Source organism: Paenibacillus sp. FSL K6-1330 (genome assembly GCF_037976825.1).
GTDB lineage: Bacteria > Bacillota > Bacilli > Paenibacillales > Paenibacillaceae > Paenibacillus_AQ.
Genome location: NZ_CP150269.1, coordinates 4,166,336 through 4,187,934, shown reverse-complemented (window position 1 = coordinate 4,187,934; position 21,599 = coordinate 4,166,336). Strand labels below are relative to the sequence as shown.

The 21,599-nt window shown below is 45.4% G+C and carries 20 protein-coding genes and 1 pseudogene; 16 read left to right on the top strand and 5 right to left on the bottom strand.

The features are described from left to right. Positions 1 to 54: 54 nt before the first annotated feature. Entirely contained in the window at positions 55 to 180 is a 126-nt protein-coding gene (locus NYE54_RS18840; protein WP_339265305.1) for a hypothetical protein, read from the bottom strand. Positions 181 to 515: 335 nt separating this feature from the next. Between NYE54_RS18840 and NYE54_RS18835 the strand changes: the two genes are divergently transcribed. From NYE54_RS18835 to NYE54_RS18815, 5 genes are all read left to right on the top strand, one after another. Beyond that, positions 516 to 992 (top strand): GNAT family N-acetyltransferase, encoded by a 477-nt coding sequence (locus NYE54_RS18835; RefSeq protein WP_339265303.1) that lies wholly within the window; start codon positions 516 to 518, stop codon positions 990 to 992. A gap of 684 nt (positions 993 to 1,676) precedes the next feature. Next, positions 1,677 to 2,666 carry an ABC transporter permease subunit gene (locus NYE54_RS18830; RefSeq protein WP_339265302.1) on the top strand — a complete coding sequence of 330 codons (990 nt, stop codon included), beginning with the start codon at positions 1,677 to 1,679 and terminating at the stop codon, positions 2,664 to 2,666. Positions 2,667 to 2,682: 16 nt separating this feature from the next. Then, positions 2,683 to 3,594, top strand: coding sequence for a carbohydrate ABC transporter permease (locus NYE54_RS18825; protein ID WP_076321589.1), 912 nt, complete (start codon positions 2,683 to 2,685; stop codon positions 3,592 to 3,594). A 53-nt stretch (positions 3,595 to 3,647) separates the two neighbouring features. Then, positions 3,648 to 5,261 (top strand): extracellular solute-binding protein, encoded by a 1,614-nt coding sequence (locus tag NYE54_RS18820; RefSeq protein WP_098745742.1) that lies wholly within the window; start codon positions 3,648 to 3,650, stop codon positions 5,259 to 5,261. A gap of 76 nt (positions 5,262 to 5,337) precedes the next feature. Beyond that, positions 5,338 to 6,354, top strand: coding sequence for a glycosidase (locus NYE54_RS18815; RefSeq protein ID WP_339265299.1), 1,017 nt, complete (start codon positions 5,338 to 5,340; stop codon positions 6,352 to 6,354). 61 nt (positions 6,355 to 6,415) lie between these two features. On the opposite strand, the gene NYE54_RS18810 is transcribed toward NYE54_RS18815, so the two are convergent. Then, positions 6,416 to 8,740: a helix-turn-helix domain-containing protein gene (locus NYE54_RS18810; RefSeq protein ID WP_339265297.1), complete on the bottom strand. Its 2,325-nt coding sequence runs from the start codon at positions 8,738 to 8,740 to the stop codon at positions 6,416 to 6,418. A gap of 172 nt (positions 8,741 to 8,912) precedes the next feature. On the opposite strand from NYE54_RS18810, the pseudogene NYE54_RS18805 reads away from it, so the two are divergent. After that, positions 8,913 to 9,214, top strand: a pseudogene (locus NYE54_RS18805) (hydroxylamine reductase); the annotation flags it as partial. A 136-nt stretch (positions 9,215 to 9,350) separates the two neighbouring features. On the opposite strand, the gene NYE54_RS18800 reads toward NYE54_RS18805, so the two are convergent. Further along, positions 9,351 to 9,692, bottom strand: coding sequence for a helix-turn-helix domain-containing protein (locus tag NYE54_RS18800; protein WP_339265295.1), 342 nt, complete (start codon positions 9,690 to 9,692; stop codon positions 9,351 to 9,353). Between the two features lie 106 nt (positions 9,693 to 9,798). Between NYE54_RS18800 and NYE54_RS18795 the strand changes: the two genes are divergently transcribed. The 9 genes from NYE54_RS18795 (at position 9,799) to NYE54_RS18755 (ending at position 17,470) form a co-directional block, all read left to right on the top strand. After that, on the top strand, positions 9,799 to 10,713 hold the full coding sequence (locus tag NYE54_RS18795; protein ID WP_339265293.1) for an arginase family protein: 915 nt from the start codon (positions 9,799 to 9,801) through the stop codon (positions 10,711 to 10,713). A gap of 260 nt (positions 10,714 to 10,973) precedes the next feature. After that, complete coding sequence (locus NYE54_RS18790; protein WP_339265292.1) at positions 10,974 to 11,456, top strand: DUF2975 domain-containing protein; 483 nt, start codon at positions 10,974 to 10,976, stop codon at positions 11,454 to 11,456. Positions 11,457 to 11,465: 9 nt separating this feature from the next. After that, positions 11,466 to 11,681: a helix-turn-helix transcriptional regulator gene (locus NYE54_RS18785; protein ID WP_213646620.1), complete on the top strand. Its 216-nt coding sequence runs from the start codon at positions 11,466 to 11,468 to the stop codon at positions 11,679 to 11,681. A 299-nt stretch (positions 11,682 to 11,980) separates the two neighbouring features. Then, the gene (locus NYE54_RS18780) at positions 11,981 to 12,274 is read left to right on the top strand and encodes a hypothetical protein (RefSeq protein ID WP_339265289.1); all 294 of its coding nucleotides are present in this window, start codon (positions 11,981 to 11,983) and stop codon (positions 12,272 to 12,274) included. A 111-nt stretch (positions 12,275 to 12,385) separates the two neighbouring features. Continuing rightward, entirely contained in the window at positions 12,386 to 12,946 is a 561-nt protein-coding gene (locus NYE54_RS18775; protein WP_339265288.1) for a hypothetical protein, read from the top strand. Positions 12,947 to 13,219: 273 nt separating this feature from the next. Next, positions 13,220 to 13,747, top strand: a complete 528-nt coding sequence (locus tag NYE54_RS18770) for a sigma-70 family RNA polymerase sigma factor (protein ID WP_339265286.1) — start codon at positions 13,220 to 13,222, stop codon at positions 13,745 to 13,747. Beyond that, positions 13,734 to 15,209 (top strand): DUF4179 domain-containing protein, encoded by a 1,476-nt coding sequence (locus tag NYE54_RS18765; protein ID WP_339265284.1) that lies wholly within the window; start codon positions 13,734 to 13,736, stop codon positions 15,207 to 15,209. Before NYE54_RS18770 ends, NYE54_RS18765 begins: the two co-directional genes overlap by 14 nt. A gap of 263 nt (positions 15,210 to 15,472) precedes the next feature. After that, positions 15,473 to 16,216, top strand: coding sequence for a YggS family pyridoxal phosphate-dependent enzyme (locus NYE54_RS18760; RefSeq protein WP_339265282.1), 744 nt, complete (start codon positions 15,473 to 15,475; stop codon positions 16,214 to 16,216). 21 nt (positions 16,217 to 16,237) lie between these two features. Next, complete coding sequence (locus tag NYE54_RS18755; protein ID WP_339265280.1) at positions 16,238 to 17,470, top strand: benzoate/H(+) symporter BenE family transporter; 1,233 nt, start codon at positions 16,238 to 16,240, stop codon at positions 17,468 to 17,470. A 61-nt stretch (positions 17,471 to 17,531) separates the two neighbouring features. Here NYE54_RS18755 and NYE54_RS18750 read toward each other — a convergent pair whose 3' ends face one another. Then, on the bottom strand, positions 17,532 to 18,962 hold the full coding sequence (locus NYE54_RS18750) for a PLP-dependent aminotransferase family protein (RefSeq protein ID WP_339265278.1): 1,431 nt from the start codon (positions 18,960 to 18,962) through the stop codon (positions 17,532 to 17,534). 151 nt (positions 18,963 to 19,113) lie between these two features. Between NYE54_RS18750 and glyA the strand changes: the two genes are divergently transcribed. Then, complete coding sequence (glyA, locus tag NYE54_RS18745) at positions 19,114 to 20,355, top strand: serine hydroxymethyltransferase (RefSeq protein ID WP_339265276.1); 1,242 nt, start codon at positions 19,114 to 19,116, stop codon at positions 20,353 to 20,355. A 95-nt stretch (positions 20,356 to 20,450) separates the two neighbouring features. On the opposite strand, the gene NYE54_RS18740 is transcribed toward glyA, so the two are convergent. Further along, a complete protein-coding gene (locus NYE54_RS18740; RefSeq protein ID WP_339265275.1) occupies positions 20,451 to 21,326 on the bottom strand; it encodes a hypothetical protein in 876 nt (291 codons plus the stop codon). Positions 21,327 to 21,599: the final 273 nt, after the last annotated feature.

Below are 21,599 nucleotides of genomic sequence, written 5' to 3'. Positions count from 1 at the left end.
ATTGGTTTCCCATATGGGTTTCCAACAATATCGACTTTATGGGGGGTTACTTCATTAAAATGTATCTTCAGCCTCTACTTTTAAATGTTCACCGTGAGCAGTTTCGCCTTCGCCGCTGATCCCCTTGACCTTTACCATTTCCAGTACCTTTTCGGTCAATTTTAATTCCCCAATCGACATGGTTAGCGGCAGCCTGAAAGTTAACGGTCAATCCCAATGAGTTAGCAGAATGCGGTGGAACAGATGAATAAGCGACAACGAGCAAAATGAATGCTTTCCATCTGGAGTATCCATTTACAGGAATGCTAAGGGGCAGCTTATATTAACAACAAATAAACCGGCACAAGGATGTGCCGGTTGACTGATATTTCTGATACCCAATAAAGCCATAGATACATGATAGTATATAAAAAAATTCAATATAAGTCTATTACTTTTTTTGGATAAATTGTATGTTATATAAGCGACCGCGGCGCAAAACGAATAAGACATGATAATGAGGGGAGAAGTCTTGCATGATTACACTCAGAAAAATCACGTTAGAAAACCGACGTGCCATATTTAATCTGGAAGTTTCAGAAGATCAACGGCGCTTCGTTGCGTCCAATCTGTCGAGCGTGGCTTCGTGTTATGTCCTTGCAACCAATGACGGACATCCATTTCCATTTGCCATTTACGCGGATGAACAGCCGGTCGGTTTTGTTATGATTACTTATAGAATCACCGGGTACGAACTCCCGACAATCGCAGACGACAGCTATTGCATCCTGCGGCTGATGATGGACAAGCAATACCAGAACAGGGGCTATGGTCGAAAAGCCATGACAAAAATCTTGGAATTTATCCGTACCTTTCCGGCAGGGCCAGCACATTACTGTTGGATTTCTTATAAGGCTGATAACATGGCCGCCAAAAAGCTTTATGAAAGCTACGGTTTCCGTGACAACGGCGAAAGCAGTGGAGACGAGTTAATAACCGTGTTACAACTCTGATTCACTGCTTCAATGGATCAACCTTAGAAGAGATTGTCCCAAAAGTTAAGATCTGTTCGCTCGAAAAGACCACTCGATAGATGAAAGAAACAACAATAATAAGGAAATGGCGGTGCTAGGGAGGTAATCCCTACACTGCCATTTCTGGCTTTTGGTTATTGATTCTTCTTGAGCAAATTGTGGGCGAGCGAAAGCTACCCGACTCAAGGCTAGCAGTGTCCGTACCATCTTTGCAGTTTGGGATGATGGCTAAGCCGCTTTTCGGCTTCATTCAAATGCTCAATAATAGAGGCTGGCAGGTTCATTAGGATTCTCTCCTATATTGTATCTTATTTTGTCTTTCCTTGTTCTCCTGCGAGTTGTTCGGTGTTCGAAGGCGGTGTTCGTACAATGCTTGATGGAGCACAATATGTAACTTATGAAACTTGATATTGGTTCATAATTCACACATTCTCAACATCATATATGAGCAATGATCGCGGAGATTCGAATGAGAAAATTGATGATAGCAGCGGGATTACGCCGGACAGACGGATGACAATGCACATCTTACACATTTACGATGTCATGTTGTCTTCTCTACACTTTGGAATGTAAGCGTTACCTGTTAATCACTGAAACGTGATGTACGTAAGTGAACCAGATAACCTGACATGAATCGATATTTGAGAAAGGAGGGGAAGCATGAAGGGGAAAAGACTACTTGCTGTGATATCCGAAAGACGTTCAATCCATCGCGAAACGAAGCCGCCTAATAAGGGTGTAAACCAAACGTCTCTTGGTAAAAGAATCAGGGTGAACTGGCAGCTCTATCTGTTCTTGGTGCCGGTCATGCTGTATTTCCTTGTATTTCACTATGCGCCCATGTATGGTATCCAGATTGCCTTTAAGAACTTTATCCCTAGCAAAGGAATCATGGACAGCCCATGGGTGGGTTTCGATCATTTTGAGCGTTTCTTCCATTCCTACTATTTCTGGGATTTGCTGTGGAATACGTTCAGCCTCAGCTTCTACGAGCTGTTAATCGGGTTTCCGCTGCCGATCATCCTGGCGCTTGCTTTCAACGAAATCCGGACGGGTCCCTTCAAGAAAATAGTCCAGACCGTTACGTATGCGCCTCATTTTATATCCGTTGTTGTCATGGCGGGTATGATTATTACGTTCTTATCGCCGTCCACAGGCATACTGATCCAATTTATCAAATGGATGGGCATCGACGCGCCGAATTTTCTGTCGGATCCGGCCTGGTTCAAGACCGTATATGTTCTGTCTGGGGTCTGGCAAAGCACTGGATGGGGGACCATTATATATCTGGCTGCGCTGTCCGGTGTCGATCCCCAGCAGCATGAAGCTGCGATCGTGGATGGGGCCAGTCGTTTCAAACGATTGTTGCACATCAACCTGCCGGCCATACTCCCAACCGTCACCATTTTGTTAATTTTGAACATGGGCAACATTCTTACGATAGGCTTCGAAAAAATACTGCTGCTGCAGAACTCACTGAATATGGAGTCTTCTGATGTCATTTCAACTTATGTCTACCGGACCGGTCTGGTAGACGCGCAGTACAGCTTCTCGACAGCCGTTGGCCTGTTCAACTCCGTTATCAACGTCATTTTACTGGTAACGGTTAACCGGATTGCCAGACGCACCAGCGAGAACAGCCTATGGTAGAAAGGGGGAAAGTACATTGGTTACCGCTATGAAGGAATCGAAGTGGGACAAGGTATTTCTTGGCAGCGTCTATATCTATTTATCCATCGCTCTGATTGTTGTTCTTTATCCGCTTATTTATATTCTCAGCGCATCGATCAGCAGCCCGCAGCAGGTGAATTCGGGTGCGATGTGGCTGTTTCCCAAGGAGATTACCTTGGCCGGATACCAGCTGGTCTTCGAAAACCCGAAGATTTGGAACGGATATCTGAACACGATAGTCTATACTGGGATAGGAACGCTGTTGAACCTGGCCGTAACTCTGCCTGCAGCCTATGCGCTCAGCAGGTCTGATTTAGTCGGTCGTCAACTGTTCTTGGGATTTATTCTGTTCACGATGTTCTTTACCGGAGGGCTTGTGCCAACGTATCTCGTAGTCCGGAATTTGGGGCTGATCAACACGATGGGGGCGCTCATTCTTCCCGTAGCAGCATCGGTATGGAATATAATTGTTGCCCGGACGTTCTTTCAGACGACGATCCCGAAGGAACTGCAGGAAGCGGCATACATGGACGGCTGTACCAACCTGAAGCTGTTCGTCCGCATTATTCTGCCGTTGTCCGCACCGATTATCGCAGTCATGGCTTTGTTTTACGGGGTCAGTCACTGGAACAGCTATTTTCCGGCTCTGATCTATCTCAACGATGAGAGCAAGTACCCTCTGCAGATGGTATTACGGCAGATTCTGGTTCTTCAGGAAATGACGGCGGAGACGACCGGCGCGGGAATCAGCGGGGATGCCGCCAGGGCAATGAATTCCAAAGCCGAAACCGCATCACTGATCAAATACGGGGTTATCGTCGTATCGACACTGCCGATTGTGGCTCTCTATCCTTTTTTACAGCGATACTTTGTCCAAGGGGTCATGATTGGCTCTGTAAAAGGATGATGAAAGCGTTTTATAAAAATATGAACTTGAGTATTCAAAGGGAGGAAACATGGATGAAGATGACAAGCAAACCTTGGAAGCTGGTGTTGACGGGCATGACGGCCCTGTCTCTGCTCGCCGGATGCAGTTCGGCCAGCGATACGACTACTGGTACGAAGTCAACAGAAGCAGCCGCAGTGAATAAGGAAGGCTTCCCGATTGTTAATGAACCACTAACACTGACGATGATGGCACCTGATGTCGGTGTTCAGAACTGGCAGGATATGATCGTTCTGCAGCAGATGAAGGAAATGACGGGCATTTCCTTCCGATACTTAAACGCTCCGAAGGATAGCTTTGATACGAAGAAGAACCTCGTATTTGCCAGCGGCGATTACCCGGATGTCTTCTATGCTGCAGGCTTGACGGCGGCTGAACAGATGAACTATGGCGAGCAGGGAATTCTGATTCCGCTTGAGGAGCTTATCGAGGAATATGCTCCGAACTTCAAGGCGCTGATGGACGAGATTCCCGAGATCCGTAAATCCATTACCGCTCCTGATGGGCATATCTACTCCTTGCCTGCGATCGATTTAAGCCAGCACTGGTATCGCAACCCGATGTGGTATAACGGAGATTTCATGGAGGCCCTGAATATCGACAAGCTTCCGGAGACGACCGAGGAGCTCTATACCTTCCTGAAGCGGGTAAAAGAAGAAGATCCGAACGGCAATGGTGTCGCCGATGAAATCCCGATCTCTTCCGTATCGACAGCAACGACCAATGCTCGGGATATTCGTACTTGGCTTCTTGGCGCTTTCGGCGTTTATGAAGACGAAATTTATGTTGATGATGAGGATGTTGTTCATTATACCCCGATAGAAGAGGGCTTCAGAGAGTATCTGGTCTATATGAACCGTCTATGGAAAGAGGATCTGCTTGACCACGAAAGCTATTCACAAACCGCAGAACAGAAAAAGGCCAAGGCACAGAACAATCAGGTGGCCCTGTTCTCCGACTGGCATGCCTACATGACCAAAGGGGGAGAACCGTCCACCAAAGATCCGATGTTCGCTCCGGTGAAGAGCGATTTGGTAGACAAGCCGGCCATCGCCAAGAACAGAGGGATTACTACGGGAGCTTTTGCAATCACGGTTACCAATCCTGCCCCTGAAGCATCGATGCGTTGGGTGGACTACCTTTACTCTTATGAAGGATCGCTCTTTTTCAACAAAGGACCTGAAGGCAAGCTGTGGGAGTACACGGATGAAGCCAATCGTGTGAAGCGCTATCTGCCTGTTCCAGACGGCAAGGAAATGGAGGATTACCGTGCGACCTTGACGCCAAATTACGGCATTCCGGCTCCTACCATCAACACGGACGATATTAATAAAGGATTGAAGACCGACTTTGATCTGTGGGTTGAGAAGGAAACGAAGGAAAAGCTGCTTGATCGCGGAGCCAGACCTCCGTTCCCTGCTTTGTTTCTTACCGTTGAAGAGCAAACCGAGATTAACAGTCTGAACTCTGATCTGAGCACGTATGTACAACAGATGGAGGCGAAATTCGTTACCGGAGCAGAACCATTGTCAAATTGGGATAACTACCTGAGTACGATGAAGAAAATGGGTGCCGATCGGGTCGTTGAAATCTACCAAGGTGCATATGACCGCTGGAAGTCGAACTAAACATAAATTGTGCCTAGCAGAATTCCAGTGGGCCTGATTAAATCCTGAATATCATACAAATGTGGAGGCATAGTCTATGAAAATTACGAGACATCCGAACAATCCGATCGTCGTTCCGGGGAAGTACGAATGGCGTAAAGTCACCGTATTCAATCCTGCGGTTATTATCGACAACGGCAAGTTTTACATGATCGAGCGTACCGCAGGCTCGCTAACGCCTTGCAAGAATGTTTTGGGACTGCTGGAGAGTGAAGACGGAGTGAATTTTACGCACGTAAAAGACGAGCCGATCGTGACTCCTGACATGCTGGGCTTTCCATATGGAAGCGTCCAGGACCCGCGGATTGTCAAAATTGACGGCACGTACTATCTAAACTATGCCCTTAGGCCGTGCGCCATGAGTTACTATCCGACAGGAGCGGGCATACCGGAGCGTTCGATTCCGAAATATCCGGACGGGTGGGGAGAGGAGGAAGGCCACTGGCTCACTCGCTCTTCGATTGTGAAGTCGGACAATCTGATCGACTGGGAATTCGTTGCAGATACGACACCACTCGACATAAACGACCGTGACAACATTTTGTTCCCTGAGAAGATTAACGGAAAATATGTATTGCTGCGCCGTCCGGAGGAATACGTGGGTGCGGCTTACGGAACGGACAGCGCGGCGATGTGGATTACATACTCAGAGGATCTGGTTCATTGGGAAGAGCCGAAGCTTCTGGCCAAGGCCGAGAATACGGCGTGGGAATCCAGGAAAATTGGCGGAGCAACGCCACCTGTGCGAACCGATAAAGGCTGGCTGGTCCTTTACCACGGCGTTGATGATAAGGTCGTTTACCGTGTTGGGGCGATGCTTCTTGACCTGAACAACCCTGAGAAGGTCATAGCAAGAACTAAGAATTTCATTATGGAACCGGAAACATATTATGAGAAATTCGGTTATCAAATTCCGAATGTGGTGTTCCCGACAGGAAACGTGGTCAAAGACGGCCTGCTCTATATCTATTATGGTGTGACCGATACTGCAATTGCACTGGCTACCGTGCCGGTCGATGAGCTGGTAGAGCATATCTTGAACGAACCGCAGTGAGTGAAGTGAAGTAGAAGCATCAGGGCCCTTTCGAGACAAGATCTCCTAAAGGGCCCTTCTGTTATATATCCAGCCTATTCGAGTGATGTTGTTTGCGGTACTGACCGGGCGTAAGCCCGGTTTCTTTCTTGAATTTGCGGATGAAATTGGGTGCATCCAGGTAGCCCACCTGTTCGATGATTTCCTTCAGGGGAGCGCTTGTCGTCACAAGCAGCCGAATGACTTCTTCCGTGCGCCTCTTCCAGATATACTGCGAGAAACTGATCCCGGTCTTCTCTTTGAAGCTGCGGCTTAAGTAAGAGGTAGAGACGGAAAATTTAAGGGCAACATGCTCCAGGCTGAGCGTATAGTCGGCAAACTGCTGATTCACATAATGTACGATATCATCGATCAGTTTAGGCGCTGCTTGCTCATGGTTGCGCTCAACCTTCTCGCAAACCTCTGTCGTCAGCGACAACAGCTTGTCCTCGAATTCCTCAAGCGTCTCAAACGACGTATAGTCCGAGATATTGCTGAATACTTCGTTCATTCCGACCTCGGAGGCGGAACGAAGCAGTGCGTTCAGCAGATCGAAGCAAATGCAGCGCAGCAGATGAATCTGCAGCGGTTCGCTCCGGATGGTCTCCATCATCTCGGCGATCATCTGCACAGCCACCGACTCGTTGCCTTGCTTCAGGCTTTGCTCCAGCTTGAGCAGCGATTTTCTTGGAAGCCACACGCCTTTGGCGACAGGATGACTCTGCTCTGCCAATTGGTCGAAATAGGTGATGCGGCTGCTGCCAACCATTCGGTGCTCCAGTGCGGTTGCGGCTTCGATGAAGGATTGGTTCAGCTGCCCTAAACTCCGGTAAGGCGTACCTACGCCCATGCTCGGATCGAGCCGCGTGTTCTCGGAGATCAATTCCTGGACCGCGCGAATGATCTGCTCCATCCGGAGCTTCAGCAAATCTTGACCAGGGTCAGGAAGTGATACGATCAGCGCAAATTGATTATCGGCTGAGAATTCAACGCCGTAAATATTCGCATGAAGCCCTGATGGTTCAACATGGCTGAGAATTTCATGCACCTGCTGACGATCATTCTGGACATCCTCGGTCGCATCGTTTTCTTCCCAGGACAGAATCACACAGAAATAAATGACTTGTTCTTGGGGAGATTCCAGTCCGACTCCGGCGATCATTCGCTCGATTTCGGGATCATCCGGCTTGCCGTGCTTCAGTAGAAGCAGCATGCATTGGTTGCGCACGAAGGGTTCTTGCATATCGATACGGGCACTGTAATCGTGAAGGGTCTGACGAATCCAATCCCATTCATTGCGCGTTCTTGGCTCTGGGGTATCGTTGACTCTGAGCTTGGCGAATTCCATCAAGTCCTTAATCGGGTGATATTGGCGTCTAGCCAGTACAAAAGCGGCGAGCACTCCGGTTACGACTGCGATGCCAAACACCATGAGAATGAGCGTCTGTACATGAGCGACCCGGCTGAAGAACTGGTAGCTTGGCATGATGGTCATGTAGTTCCAGCCATTCTCCCCGGATTTGACGGATACGACGGAGTACTTGTCATTCTTCAGGGAGACATTGTGTATGCCGGCATCAAGCGCAGCCAATGTCCCGAGATGTTCTTGAGACAGGGATACGCCTTGATGGTTGGCTGTAAGCACTTCATCATTTTGATTGAAGATGTAGCTGCTCCCGGTGAAATCGCTAAGAATGGAATCCATGACCCCGGTAAGGTTGGACTCTTTCACCATATATATGACACTTCCGTAGGGATAGGGAGCATTGGGCTTAATAGGTACGATTATAGTCAGCATCGCCTCCTGCCTAGAGCTGTTGATTGTAACATTCTCGGCAGGCCGTATTAACATCTGATTCGTTTCGTTCAGAGCAACGATTATATCTTCCAGATTCCAGTTCTCATAACGATAAAAGGAATCGAACGCAACGTTAACATTCGTTAGGCCGCGGTAAGAATAGATAACCGGGTCGTTATGATAGTATAAGAAAATGTCTTCAATGATGCTGCTGTTCGCCTTATAGTTGGCCAAAGCTTGAATGGCTTCCACCCTGTAATAAGAATCACGAACCATATAAGGAGTTAAGCGTCTGTCATAAGCGATTCGGCCTGAAATCTCCCGAAGCTCTGCGATACGGGAGTCGATGTTCATTTTGACCTGGTTCAATTGATTAATGTTGGATAGTTCAATCTCGGAACGAAGTCCGTTGACAGCGCTATCATAAACGAAAATGGTTACCCCCGTCAGGGGAATCAGGAAGATCAGAATATAAGACAGAACGTATCTTAAGAGCAGCTTCGACTTAAAGTGATTCCAGTTTATCCGGAAAGTGGATACGATGAATGATCTGAGCTTGTGAATGGTCATTTGGGTGAAAATCCTCCATTGCATTCTTTCATGTCTGCGGAAATCCGATTTTATCAAAAACGATAAGTTACTTGAAACATTATATCATTATAATGATATAATTCAGAGAAATATTAAAAATTAAATTTCTAATAATTACTCTTTACTTAAACGTAACCTCACCGTTGGCGATACAGGCATTCCTCGTTATATCGATCTGGGGCAATGCACCGTCAAAATTGCACTGGCGTTGGCCGATGCATTCGGGTGTACGGTCAATGAGCTGCCCGTCAGCATCGTGCTGTCCTGGTTTGAGCAAAAGGCCGTTGCTATTCTGCTGGGCTTATTCAGTCGGGCATTCAAGATATCCGAATTGGACCGAAACCACCGGAGTTCATCTCCAATGGGGTCCTGGACATCCTGGTCGACATGTTCAGCCTGAAGCTGATTACAACGGCGGAGGAAGACATGAATGCCAGGCTGGCATTGTCATAATTATTCAAATGGCAAATTAAATTAAACGGCCTTACCCTGAAGAAATTCAGGACTAAAGCCGCTTAATTGACTCTTTTGGAAATGGCGGTACAGGGATGAACTCCCTGGGATCGCCATTTTTTTATTTTTGCTGGGCTTAATGGTGTTGGTTTTTTGCTCCCCACTCACATAACTGTTCCAAGATGGGTAATAGCGTTTCCGCTTTATCTGTAAGACTGTACTCGACTTTTGGCGGAACTTGAGGATACTCTTTGCATGACACCAGGCCGTCAGCTTCCAATTCTTTGAGCTGTGAGCTCAATGTTTTGTAAGTGATTGCTCCTATTTGTCTTTTCAGATCATTAAAGCGAACGGTTTGGTTTTCTGCCAAAAGGTACATAATAACCATTTTCCATTTACCACCAATAATTGAAATGGTATATCCAAAAGGTGTATCTTGAACATTTTTAACTTTACCTTTAAATTCAGCCATACTCATACTTAACACTATCCTTTCGGGTAGTACCTATCATAATTGTGCGTACTATTTTTTTATTTGTGCTCAGTCTATACTAACCTTACTTTGATGTAAAGGAGAGAAACAAATGACTAAAAAAACAATACGCCTGTTAATGCCACAGTGGCAAGGGGGAAACAACCCGAACTACTCTTTTGGAGCCGAGTTGCTTGCTTGGCTAGCTCCGGACAGTGATCAGCCCCTTATCCATGTACCGGTTCAAACTTATGATGGAACTCCGCTAGAAAACGAGGATGGAATGAATGGAAGAAAACAGCTGCTTAAACAGCTAGAGGCTGCTCATCATCTTATTGAAGCTCATAAGCCAGATCGCATCGTCATGTTTGGCGGTGATTGCTTAGTTGAACAAGCTCCTTTTGCCTATTTAAACGAGCGGTACGATGGGGAATTAGGTTTAATATGGATCGACGCTCACTCTGATTTGGTCAATTATGTCGGCTATGATAACGGGCACGCATTACCTCTCGGGAATCTTTTGGGAGAGGGAGATGAGGAGTTTGCAAAACATGTGAAAATCCCGCTAAAACCTGAAAATGTCTTTATTGCAGGATTAGCGACTCCTACAGAAGAAGAACTTGCAGTGATTTCAGAAGCGTTTCAAAGACTAGGTGTTGCACCTACAGAACCAGACACGGAAATGATTCAAAGACTTGGTATTCGAACGGCCGGAACGAAAGAGTTAGCGAGCAGTACTGAATCTATAAAAGAATGGATCAAAGAAAGCGGCATTAAGCACCTAGCTATTCACCTTGATTTAGACGTACTTGATCCACAGGCATTTCGTTCTCTATTATTCGCTAACCCTGAAGAACCCTTTAATTTATCTCCTAAGGGAACCATGCAAATGCCTCAACTAGTGAGTTTGCTTAAAGAATTATCTGAAGCGACAGATGTCGTTGGATTAGGTATAACAGAGCATTTGCCGTGGGACTCCATTAACTTGAAGAAACTCCTTGGAGATATACCCATTTTAAATAACTAAAATTATAAAAGTATTTTAATAGAACAACGAACTGCATATACTTAGAAAATACATTCCGCACCCTAGTTTTAGGGTGTGTTTTTTTATGGTAGCAAGTGCAATGATTCAGATTGATTTCGTTTAAATGAAGGCCATTCCTTGAGGAAGGCCTTCATATCTTAATATCAATATAAATATAATAATAAACAGTAAATATTTATTGTAAAACGATAAATTTATTGATAAAATCAAATTCATAATAATGAAGTGAGGTGCTTTTAATGAAACGTGGATCCACACTCTTTCTAAGGATAGCTGTTATTCTTATTGGAATCCCAATTCTTGCATTGTGTATATTTGTGGTACCAAGGATAGCGAATTTCACTGCAGAATTGTATCCAGATCATACTTATTTGAAATATCTCGTTTTCATCGATTTGTATGCAGCAGCGATACCTTTTTATTTTGCTTTGTATCAGGCTTATAAGCTTATAGGCTATATTGACAAGAACAAAGCTTTTTCAGAATTATCCGTGCGCGTTCTAAAGAATATAAAATACTGTGCAACCATAATCAGCAGCTTGTTTGTGGTAGGTATGCCACTCTTCTATCTGATTGCGGAGAAAGACGATGCCCCAGGTATCATACTCATCGGAATGGCACTGATTTTTGCGTCCATGGTGATTGCCGTTTTTGCTGCAGTTCTTCAAAAGCTTCTACAAGAGGCAATTGATATAAAATCTGAAAATGATTTGACGGTCTGAGGTGATACTATGGCGATTATAATCAATATTGATGTCATGCTGGCTAAGCGAAAAATGAGCGTAACCGAACTTTCGGAGAGGGTTGGAATAACAATGGCTAACCTTTCTATATTGAAAAATGGAAAGGCCAAAGCCATTAGGCTTTCAACTTTAGAAGCCATTTGCAAAGCGCTGGAATGCCAACCTGGAGATATTTTAGAATACAAAAGTGACGAGAACACGTAAGGATCATAAAGCAAGGACGCAAAAAATCGCCATTTTGGTGATTCATAGTTGATGAGATGAATGTCTGATGGGGAACAGCATCGAAACAATAAACTGACATGCAGTTTGGTTTGCATAGCAGGCAAGGATCACTGCCCCCAGTATGTGGTAATATTGTTGGCAAGAACAATTGAAGAGGGGCTCGATACTTGATTCGGGGAGTAATTATCGAAGATTTTTTTGTTTTAGTAACGAAAACGAAAGTTCAACAAACAAAGGCTCGTGAAACATCTATCGTGTGTACATGAGGAGGGTAAGGTATGATGGACAACTGCAATATTGGTAATTCTCAGGAAAATAGTGAGATTGATAATGATCAATGGATCAGCGAAGTGGATCAGATTCTTCATGAGATGATCGATAAGTTAGGTGTAGCATATGGCATCGTAAGGGAAAGTAATAACCAAGAGGAGCCAACTTGCTGGAATATTCATATCGAAGATTCTGAAACGGTGCTCACATCGACCATCTTATTTGAATATATGAGCCAGAATAAAAACTTGAAGGAAGCAATGTCTCTTTTTATGTGCGATCAGTTTCCACACTATAGTTAAACGAGTGCGTTAACGTGTAAAGTTATTTAACTAATGGTCAGGAGAGCGAAAGGGTAATTTAACGTTGCAACTTATGGAAATTAAGATCGTCATATAATGAAGGGGGAGAGTATGATGATTCTTTTAAGAAGTATATTGATTGTACTCTTCGTATCTTTAATCGGGTGTCAGCAAAATACGACCTCAACAGAAAACCTCACTAATGAATTAGAAATAGAAGGTTTTGTGGAGCCAGAACCATCGGATTGGGTGAAATATATAACGCCAGTCAGAGAGTACATGTATTATAGAACACAAGCCGTGGTTAACAAGGATATTCATATTTTGTGGGATCATTACCCAGATCTAAAAGAAAATATTGACCACAAGCAAGGTGTTAATATTGAGAAATATGAGGTTGAATCCTTAAATCAAAATGTTAACTTGTTGGATGCCAATTATAATATTGAAGATGATGAACGAATTAAAGTGAAATCGATAAACGATAATAACGTGGAAGTTCTTATTCATGCAAGTATGATTTGTTTGAGAGATGATTTTGATGAGTCCGGAGGGGAATATTTAATTAAGCTGTTCTTAGAACATAAGAACAACCATTGGACCGTCGTAAAAACTGACGAATATACTTTACCAGAATATAAAGAATGGATGAAGGAAAAGGAACAGATATAAGCCCTTGTTAAGCCTATCTAAGCGAACGGGAACCATAGCTGAATAATAAGTTGAAGGCAGCCGCCAGTATGATCGGCTGCCTTTTAAGTATAGGATGACACTTTAGGGGTGTAGCTTGCAAAGGCAACCGGCGCCTAAATCTGAATGCGACTTCGAGAATATTACCGCCTGTGTTAAGCACGACCTTCAACAGGTCGTGTTTTTCTTGTGAACCAGATCAAGTCTTTGATGATCTAATTAGAAGAAGGACTTGAGGGGAAAGGGGAACTACGCGTGGATTTACCAGAGAAAGCAGAGCTAGCAAGACAAGGGGATAAGGAAGCTTTCATGTACTTAATAAAAGCTGTTCAACAAAGCCTATTTGTTATAGCAAGATCCATCGTTAAAAACGACGAAGATTGTGCAGATGCGATGCAGGAGACGATTGCTAAAGCTTTTTCTAATGTACATACACTGAAAAAGCCGGCTTATTTTAAAACATGGATTATTCGAATTTTGATCAACGAGTGTAATCGGATTATTAAGAAAAAGAAACAAGTACACCCTGTCCCTTATGATATGAGAAAGACATCATATAAGGGTGATTATGAACAAATCGAGCTGTTTGAGGTGATTGACAAACTGGATGAACAGCTTCAAACCATCGTGACGCTTTTTTATATCGAGGATTTATCGGTCAAGGAAATATCCAAAGTGCTTGAAGTTTCCGAAGGAACAGTAAAATCACGTTTATTCAGGGCTAGACAGCAATTATCCGAGCTCGTCCTAGGGGAAGGAGAAGCCAAATATGAATTATCATGATCCGGTCGACCGCGAGCTTAAACAATTGTTAAAGTCCAAAACACAAGACTTGGTCATTCCTGATACAGTACAGCTTGCTGTGGATAACACGCTTTCCTCACTTTCTAAGCAGAATATGAAAAAGCAATATCCCCTTAAACGATGGAGATGGGCAGCAGCAGTTATAGCCCTCATTTTCGTCCTAGGTACGGTTTCAATCTTTACAGTGCCGACATTTGCCGAAATGCTCAGGTCTTTATTTGCCAAGGACAACTCGGATATCGGACTCCTGCGAGCCCAAGAATTGGGACTGGTGCATGATCCCCATATTAAAGTGAAGGACGAAGGTTACACGCTGGTCATTGATGAAGCTGTTGCGGATCCAACCCGAGTGACGATTGCTCTTCAACTTTTTGATAGAAAAGGGAAGCATGATCGCAACAAGCTTGCCCTTATTGATCCGAACAAGATTACGATCAAAGATGACAAAGGAAACGAAGTAGGCAGCATGTACGATATGGGGTACACGAGCGATTTTTATTATATGGTTGCTTTCTTTAGTGAGCCGCTGCAAACAGACAAGATTACGATAGAAGGGAATATTGGGACGCTTGGACAAAGGAACGAACCATCAATAGAAGGAAATTGGAACTTTATCTTTGACATGGATATGAAAGAAGCAAACAAGCAGACCAAAATAGAGGAATTGTCTGGCAGCTACACAACGCCGAACGGCATGACGATCACATTAAAAAGGCTGACGAGAATGGTACAAGGAGTACGGTTCGAACTGGAGACCGAGCTTGATGATGAAGCAATGGGAAGATCCCCCGGTGATTTATGGGAAAAGCAGATGCTAAGCTATCATTTCGAAACCATAGAAGGAGAAGAGATTCATTCGATGAATCCGAGAAAAATGGGGTACATGAACAGCCTGATGACATCTGATCATAGAGTGATAGGAAACGGAAAAATGCGTTGGAGTTATACGTTCAAGTACCTGCCTGAGCATGAACCGTACCGTTTTGTCCTGGATGGATACTCGGTCGCGGAAAAGGACGGAAGCAGGGTTTCCTTTAAACCGTCGCAGCTGACCGAGCCCAAAGCCTTTAAAATATTGAATGATAGAGTGGAGTTGGTTGGGACTTCGCTTGAGGAATCGCAAAGCGGCGACGGAATCTCTGAAATGGCTGTCTCATTCTACGGGGAAATGGAAAATGAAATAAGACACGAGGAATGGAAAGCCTATGATTCAGCAGGCAAGCAGTATGAGGTAACTATGAGGGGAGCATCATCATTCGTAAATACTCTGACTGATCATTGGAGAGAGGGATTTATCAGCATGGGGGATCGTAACACACAGCAGCCTTATGAATTCCGGATTCCGGGTTTAGATCAGATTCCGGAGGAACTTATACTGGTAAGGGAAGTGGTGGATAAACGATACAAAGACCCTGAATGGTCCGTATTCATAAAACAGTAGAAACAAACGAACCATTCCTCTCAGGGAATGAGTTCGTTTTTTTTCTTTCTAAGATGTTGGAATGGAATGTGCGCTTTTATGGATTGCTCGATTACATCAGTTTTGGATATATATCCACAATCCATCTGTTGATATACTAGCGTAAACATAGAGAAGGAGGAGAGTCGAATGGCTCTAAGAAGCGGATGACAACAGGACTTAATTTTGAATAGCGTGCAGGTTGTCATGATGGACTTGTACGTGCAGCAGAAAGGGGAGAAGACATGGAGCATTTCGTTGAAGAGAATCTCAAAACCGTGAAGCAGCAGATGGAATTGGCATGCCAAGCATCGGGTCGCCAGATAGAGGACGTGAAATTGTTGTTGGCAACCAAAACCGTACCGCTTGAAAAATTGCAAATGGCTATACAAGCGGGGGAGACTCTATTCGGGGAAAACAAAGCACAAGAACTACGGGGCAAATTTCCGCTTATGCAGCAGTTCAATCAGGTAGAGTGGCATTTTATCGGACATTTGCAAACGAATAAAGTGAAGGACGTTGTCAAATATGTTACGCTCATTCATTCTGTGGACCGTTTGAAACTGGGGCAGGCCCTTCACCATCAGCTCGTTAAAGAGAACAAAACCATGGATGTTTTGGTGCAAATCAACACGTCCTATGAAGAAAGTAAATTTGGTGCTCCTCCGGAAATGGCAGTGGAGTTGGTAGAACAGTTGTCCCAGTTCGAAACGTTAAACGTGAAAGGCTTAATGACGATTGGCAAACTGAATGCAACCAACGATGAGACCCGGCATTGCTTCCGGTTACTAAAATGTATTCAAACACAAATCAGAGAGAAAAATTTCCCTCGTGTGCAAATGGATATCCTCTCGATGGGCATGTCCGGTGATTATAAGGTGGCCATCGAGGAGGGAGCTACCATCATCCGTGTAGGGACAAGCGTATTCGGCCAGCGTTACTTGCCGGACAGCTATTACTGGAACGAACACGCGCAACAGGACGATTAGGAGAAAGGCAGGAGAACACTCATGAATACAACAACATCCCCTTCGCTGCGCGGCCGCGATTTGATATCGCCAACCATAGCCGCTTTAATATCTGTCATTGTCAACTATGGAGGCACCTTTATTCTCGTGTTTCAGGCAGCAAAAGTCGCGGGTTTAAGTCCCGAAATGACCGCTTCCTGGATTTGGTCCATCTCCATTGGAGTGGGCATAACCGGGATCTGGCTAAGTTATCGTTACCGGGAACCGATTATTACGGCTTGGTCAACACCAGGCGTGGCTTTTCTCGTTTCGGCCTTAGCGGTAACCCCTTATCCGGAAGCCATTGGAGCTTACATAATCTCTGCCGTAGGATTTATTGTTTTAGGATTATCGGGCATGTTCGAACGATTTGTCCGGCTTATTCCTTCAGGTATTGCTTCTGGACTACTAGCAGGCATTTTACTGCAGTTTGGCATTTCAGCTTTTGGGGGAGCGAAAGTTGATCCATTGCTTGTCGTTGTCCTGTTTGCCGCTTATATCGTGTTAAGACGGTTTACATCCCGCTATGCGATTGTTGGCATACTGGCCATCGGACTGATTTATTTGATTGTTATGGGAATAGCGGATTTCAGCACGATCCACTTGGCGATTGCATCACCGGTATTTGTCGTTCCGGAGTTTTCACTACATGCTACATTAGGTGTTGCATTGCCGCTGTTTATTATTACTTTGACAGGACAATACATGCCTGGAATGCTCGTTTTGCGGAATGACGGGTTTAAGACGAGCGCAAATCCGATTTTGACCGTAACGGGTCTGGGTTCACTTCTTGCAGCACCTTTTGGCTCGCATGCTTTTAATGTAGCAGCCATTACGGCAGCGATTTGCACAGGGAAAGATGCGCATGAGGATTCCACAAAACGCTATATTGCAGGCATTGCATGTGGCATTTTCTATATTGTTGTCGGCATTTTTGGCGTGACGTTGGCTGCTCTGTTTTTGATTCTGCCGGCTACCTTTATCGCGACATTAGCGGGATTGGCATTGCTTGGCACCATTGGTGGTAGTCTTGCCAATGCTTTAACGGATCCCAAGGGACGGGAGACTGCATTGATTACGTTCTTAGCGACAGCCGCGAATGTCACTCTACTTGGCGTCGGTGGCGCATTTTGGGGACTTGTTGCGGGTTTGGCAGCACATCTATTGATTCATGGGAAATTTCATAAAAAGCAATACAGATCAAGCGGAGTACAGCAAGCGGAACCAAAACAATAGAAGGTGGGAACATGAAAACAGGGATAGCGCGGGTCAAAAGACGGGTGCGAGGTTGTTGGTATTATAAAAGCAACCCCGCGAGACGATAAATGCCTTCTTCAATGGCAGCTTCATCTATTTTAGCAAAACCCAGTACCCATCCTTTTCGATTGCTTTCCAAACCATACGTGCTAAGCGGATAAACACGAATACCTTTTTCGAGCGCTAACTTCGTCATGGCTTCTTCGTCAAACGATGGTTCTGCCTCAAGAAGCATATGCAGCCCTGTTTCTACGCCGCTTAGTGTAAAGTGTTCATTCAGACCCGTCGCGATGATAGCTTTCGTCATAGCTTCGTGTCTGCGCCGATATACATTTCGAACTCGTCTCATATGGCGCATGAAATGACCATGTTTAATAAAATGAGTAAGCGTTAATTGCTCCATAATTGGAAGATGACGATAGGTTAGTTCTTGAACTTGGGCAAGCCGGCGAATAGCCTCTTTGGGACCAATGATTGCCGAGATGCGAATTCCAGGAGCAACCATTTTGGAAAAACTCATCATGTACAAGGTGTTTTGAGGACGCTGACTGAACAAGGTTGGAAGTGGGTCGCCGCGATATCGAAATTCGCTGTCGTAATCGTCCTCAACAATCCAAAACCGCTGTTCAGCAGCCATATGTAACAATTGTTGCCTGCGAGGTTCCGACATAATAACTCCAACCGCACACTGGTGGGATGGCGTAACAAACACAAGTTTGGATTGAGGGTGAATGCGGTCGACATACAGCCCGTACTCATCGACCGGAACGGATACAACTTGCATACGCCGATAATTCAGCGCCATCCAGGCAGCAGGGAAGCCGGGATCTTCAACCGAAACCGTATCTCCTTCATGTAAAAGGGCTTGGGCGATTAGATCAATGCTATGTTGTGCGCCTGAAGTTAATATGATTTGATCGAGATTCACATGAACGCCCCGTTCAAGGGATAAATAACGTTGAATCTGTTCTCGCAGCGGCAGGAAGCCATAAGCGTTACCGTAAGCCCAACTGTCCAGGTTTGTTTCTGTGGACGCATGTAAAAAAGATTGTCTCCAATTCTTTTGAAAATGTTCGTCCAGATAAGGCTCATGGGGACTGAAATCGATGTCTACTTTCCGATGTTCTTTGTCTCCGAACCAACTGTGTAAATGGCCAACTGCAGCGTTTAATAAGGGCAATTCAGGGAGGACGGGTCCTTGGGTAGCCGTATCCTCTGATGGACGTGAGGCATATGACCATTCGCTAACTCTTGTCCCGCCGCGACGAGAGGTGACGGTGTACCCGCGGCTGAATAATTCCTCGTAAACAATCTGTATGGTTGAACGGGAAACGCCAATCAATGGAGCGAGTTCGCGGGAGGGGAGCAGTAATTCGCCTGGCGGCCATTTTCCGGTCGTAATATTATGGATTGCTTGATCCAGAAGCTGCTGCCAGATGGGACGTTCATCATCTCGGTTAACTTTTAGCATACATACACCTCTGATGTTATTATGGATTGCTCCATTTACTGATTTATGGATATTAAATAACACTCCATTGATTGATATACTATCATGACAATCGTTGCTTATACAACACAATATAAGCAGACAAACGAGCATACAGAGAGGAGGAGGGTTCATGAAATATTTGGAACAACAAGACAAAGCAGTGGCACATGCTATTCGGCAAGAACTTATACGGCAGCGGGATACAATAGAACTGATTGCATCGGAGAATTTTGTAAGCCAGGCTGTCATGGAAGCCACAGGTACGGTACTGACCAACAAATATGCGGAAGGGTATCCGGGAAAAAGATATTATGGCGGATGTGAATATGTTGATATCGTAGAGGAGCTTGCCACTTCCCGTGTCAAAGAGCTTTTTGGTGCGGAACATGCCAATGTGCAGCCTCACTCCGGTGCGCAGGCGAATATGGGAGTTTATTTTGCATCAGTCAAGCCTGGTGACACCATTTTGGGCATGAATTTATCCCATGGTGGACATTTAACGCACGGGAGTCCGGTGAACTTTTCCGGTAGACTTTACAATTTTGTCCCTTATGGTGTCGATGAACAAACCGGACGCATTGACTTTGATCAAGTGCGAAAACTTGCTCATAAGCATCATCCCCGCATGATCGTTGCTGGCGCAAGTGCTTATCCTCGAACAATTGAATTTGAGTTGTTTGCCCAAATTGCTGCCGAAGTTGGAGCCCTTTTCTTTGTGGATATGGCACATATTGCGGGAATTGTCGCTGCGGGCTTGCACCCCAACCCGGTACCGCATGCGCATTTTGTAACGACAACAACGCATAAAACGTTGCGAGGACCAAGAGGCGGAGTCATCATGTGCCGTAAGCCATGGGCGCAAGCCATTGATAAAGCGATATTTCCTGGGTCACAAGGCGGCCCGCTTATGCATGTCATCGCGGCCAAAGCGGTTGCACTAGGCGAGGCATTGCAACCGGATTTTAAAACGTATATGGAAAAAACTATTGAAAATGCTAATGTACTAGCGGAAACACTAATGAATGAAGGGTTAACCGTTGTATCGGGAGGAACAGATAATCATATCGTATTGGTTGATTTGCGCACGATTGGACTTACGGGAAAAGAAGCTGAAACCATCCTTGATGAAGTGGGGATTACCGCTAATAAAAACGCAATTCCTCATGATACGGCAAGCCCGTTAGTAACGAGTGGCATTCGCTTCGGAACCCCTGCTATGACATCAAGAGGATTGGGCCCCAAGGAAATGAAAGAAGTTGCCCAGCTGATTGGACTTGCCTTTAAAAATCCGAACAGTTCGACGGTTAAAGATCAGATATTGGGAAGTGTACGTGAGATTATCTCTCAGTTTCCTTTATATGGCGGGCTTTAATAGTCTTGCTTTAAGTCTGCTAGTAGCCAAATACTCATGGCTGTCGAGTTCAATCGACAGCTATTTTTAAATGGGTCGCCAATCATAACCCCAAGTTACTCAACCCATTCGCCGAAAATTGCGCGAGCTTTGTTCCAATCCACGCCCAGACTGCCTTGCCAGCCAGCCCAAGGCATCTCCATATCGGAACGGCCCTTGGTGTTGTCCAGACTGAACTCGGCGTTGATGATCGACTCCATGTTCGTCCAGCGATCCGGGGCAAGCTCCAGGATGCGATTGGGGATCACACCGACCATGGCGAGCGCCTTGAGCATGCCGCGGCGTATGCCAGCGTGTCCTTTGATGATTTTCTCGGCGGTGAGTCGTTTCTCATATTTCCCCGGTGTTTCGCCCGCTTCCGCCCGGTCCAGGCTATGCAGCAGATCGCTGAAAGCTTGCTTGTCTTTTTCCGTTGGTTGAATAGGACCTTGCTCCAGCAGTTTGACGAACTCGGTCATGTCTACATACGCGCCGAAGCTCGATCCGCTGTAATTATTGCCCAGATGCATTGCATAACGGATGTAGGACAAGTTGTCCCAGCCTTCGTCGCTATGACTGAATGCGCACACCCTACAGGCAAGAACGCGCTCGGCTTCCTCATACGCATGCGCCCGCGCATGTATCATGGAATGGTAACTGGCCAGCGAAGATATGCCTCGCGGGTAGCTCCCGCCAACCCCGGCGATAAAGGCGCTGCCTACGCTGCTCCAGGAAAGGAAGGGGTTCGTCTGCAGCTTGATCAGCTTGTCGATGATCTCGTCATGACGGATGTATTGCAGTTCATTTGGGACCCATCCGCTGGCGTGGAGCAGCTCCTGCTCGGCCGGAGTAAGTGTAGCGGTCTTATAGATGGAAACCTCGCGTTCCCGATCATAGTCGTTATTCGAGTGGTGGTACAGCTTTTTCAAAACGCGCATCAGCTTGTTATTCATAGATAACTCCTTTCAATCGAGGGGGATAAGCTCGCTCTTCTGATAACTTTGGGATGTCTCATTCTATTATAATAGCAACTAGTAATGTAGACATGCGCTTAAAGGACCAGGCGGGACATAGAGGAAGTGATGTTAATCAGCAGAGGCAAAGCTCGTTATGCTGATGGCAGAACAGTCAAACTGGAGCACTGGTAGTAAGAGCTTGAAATAAGAAAAGTCCCAGCTAATCTCTTGTAATTCGTAGGCTGATGTTTTATATTGACATAAGAGTAG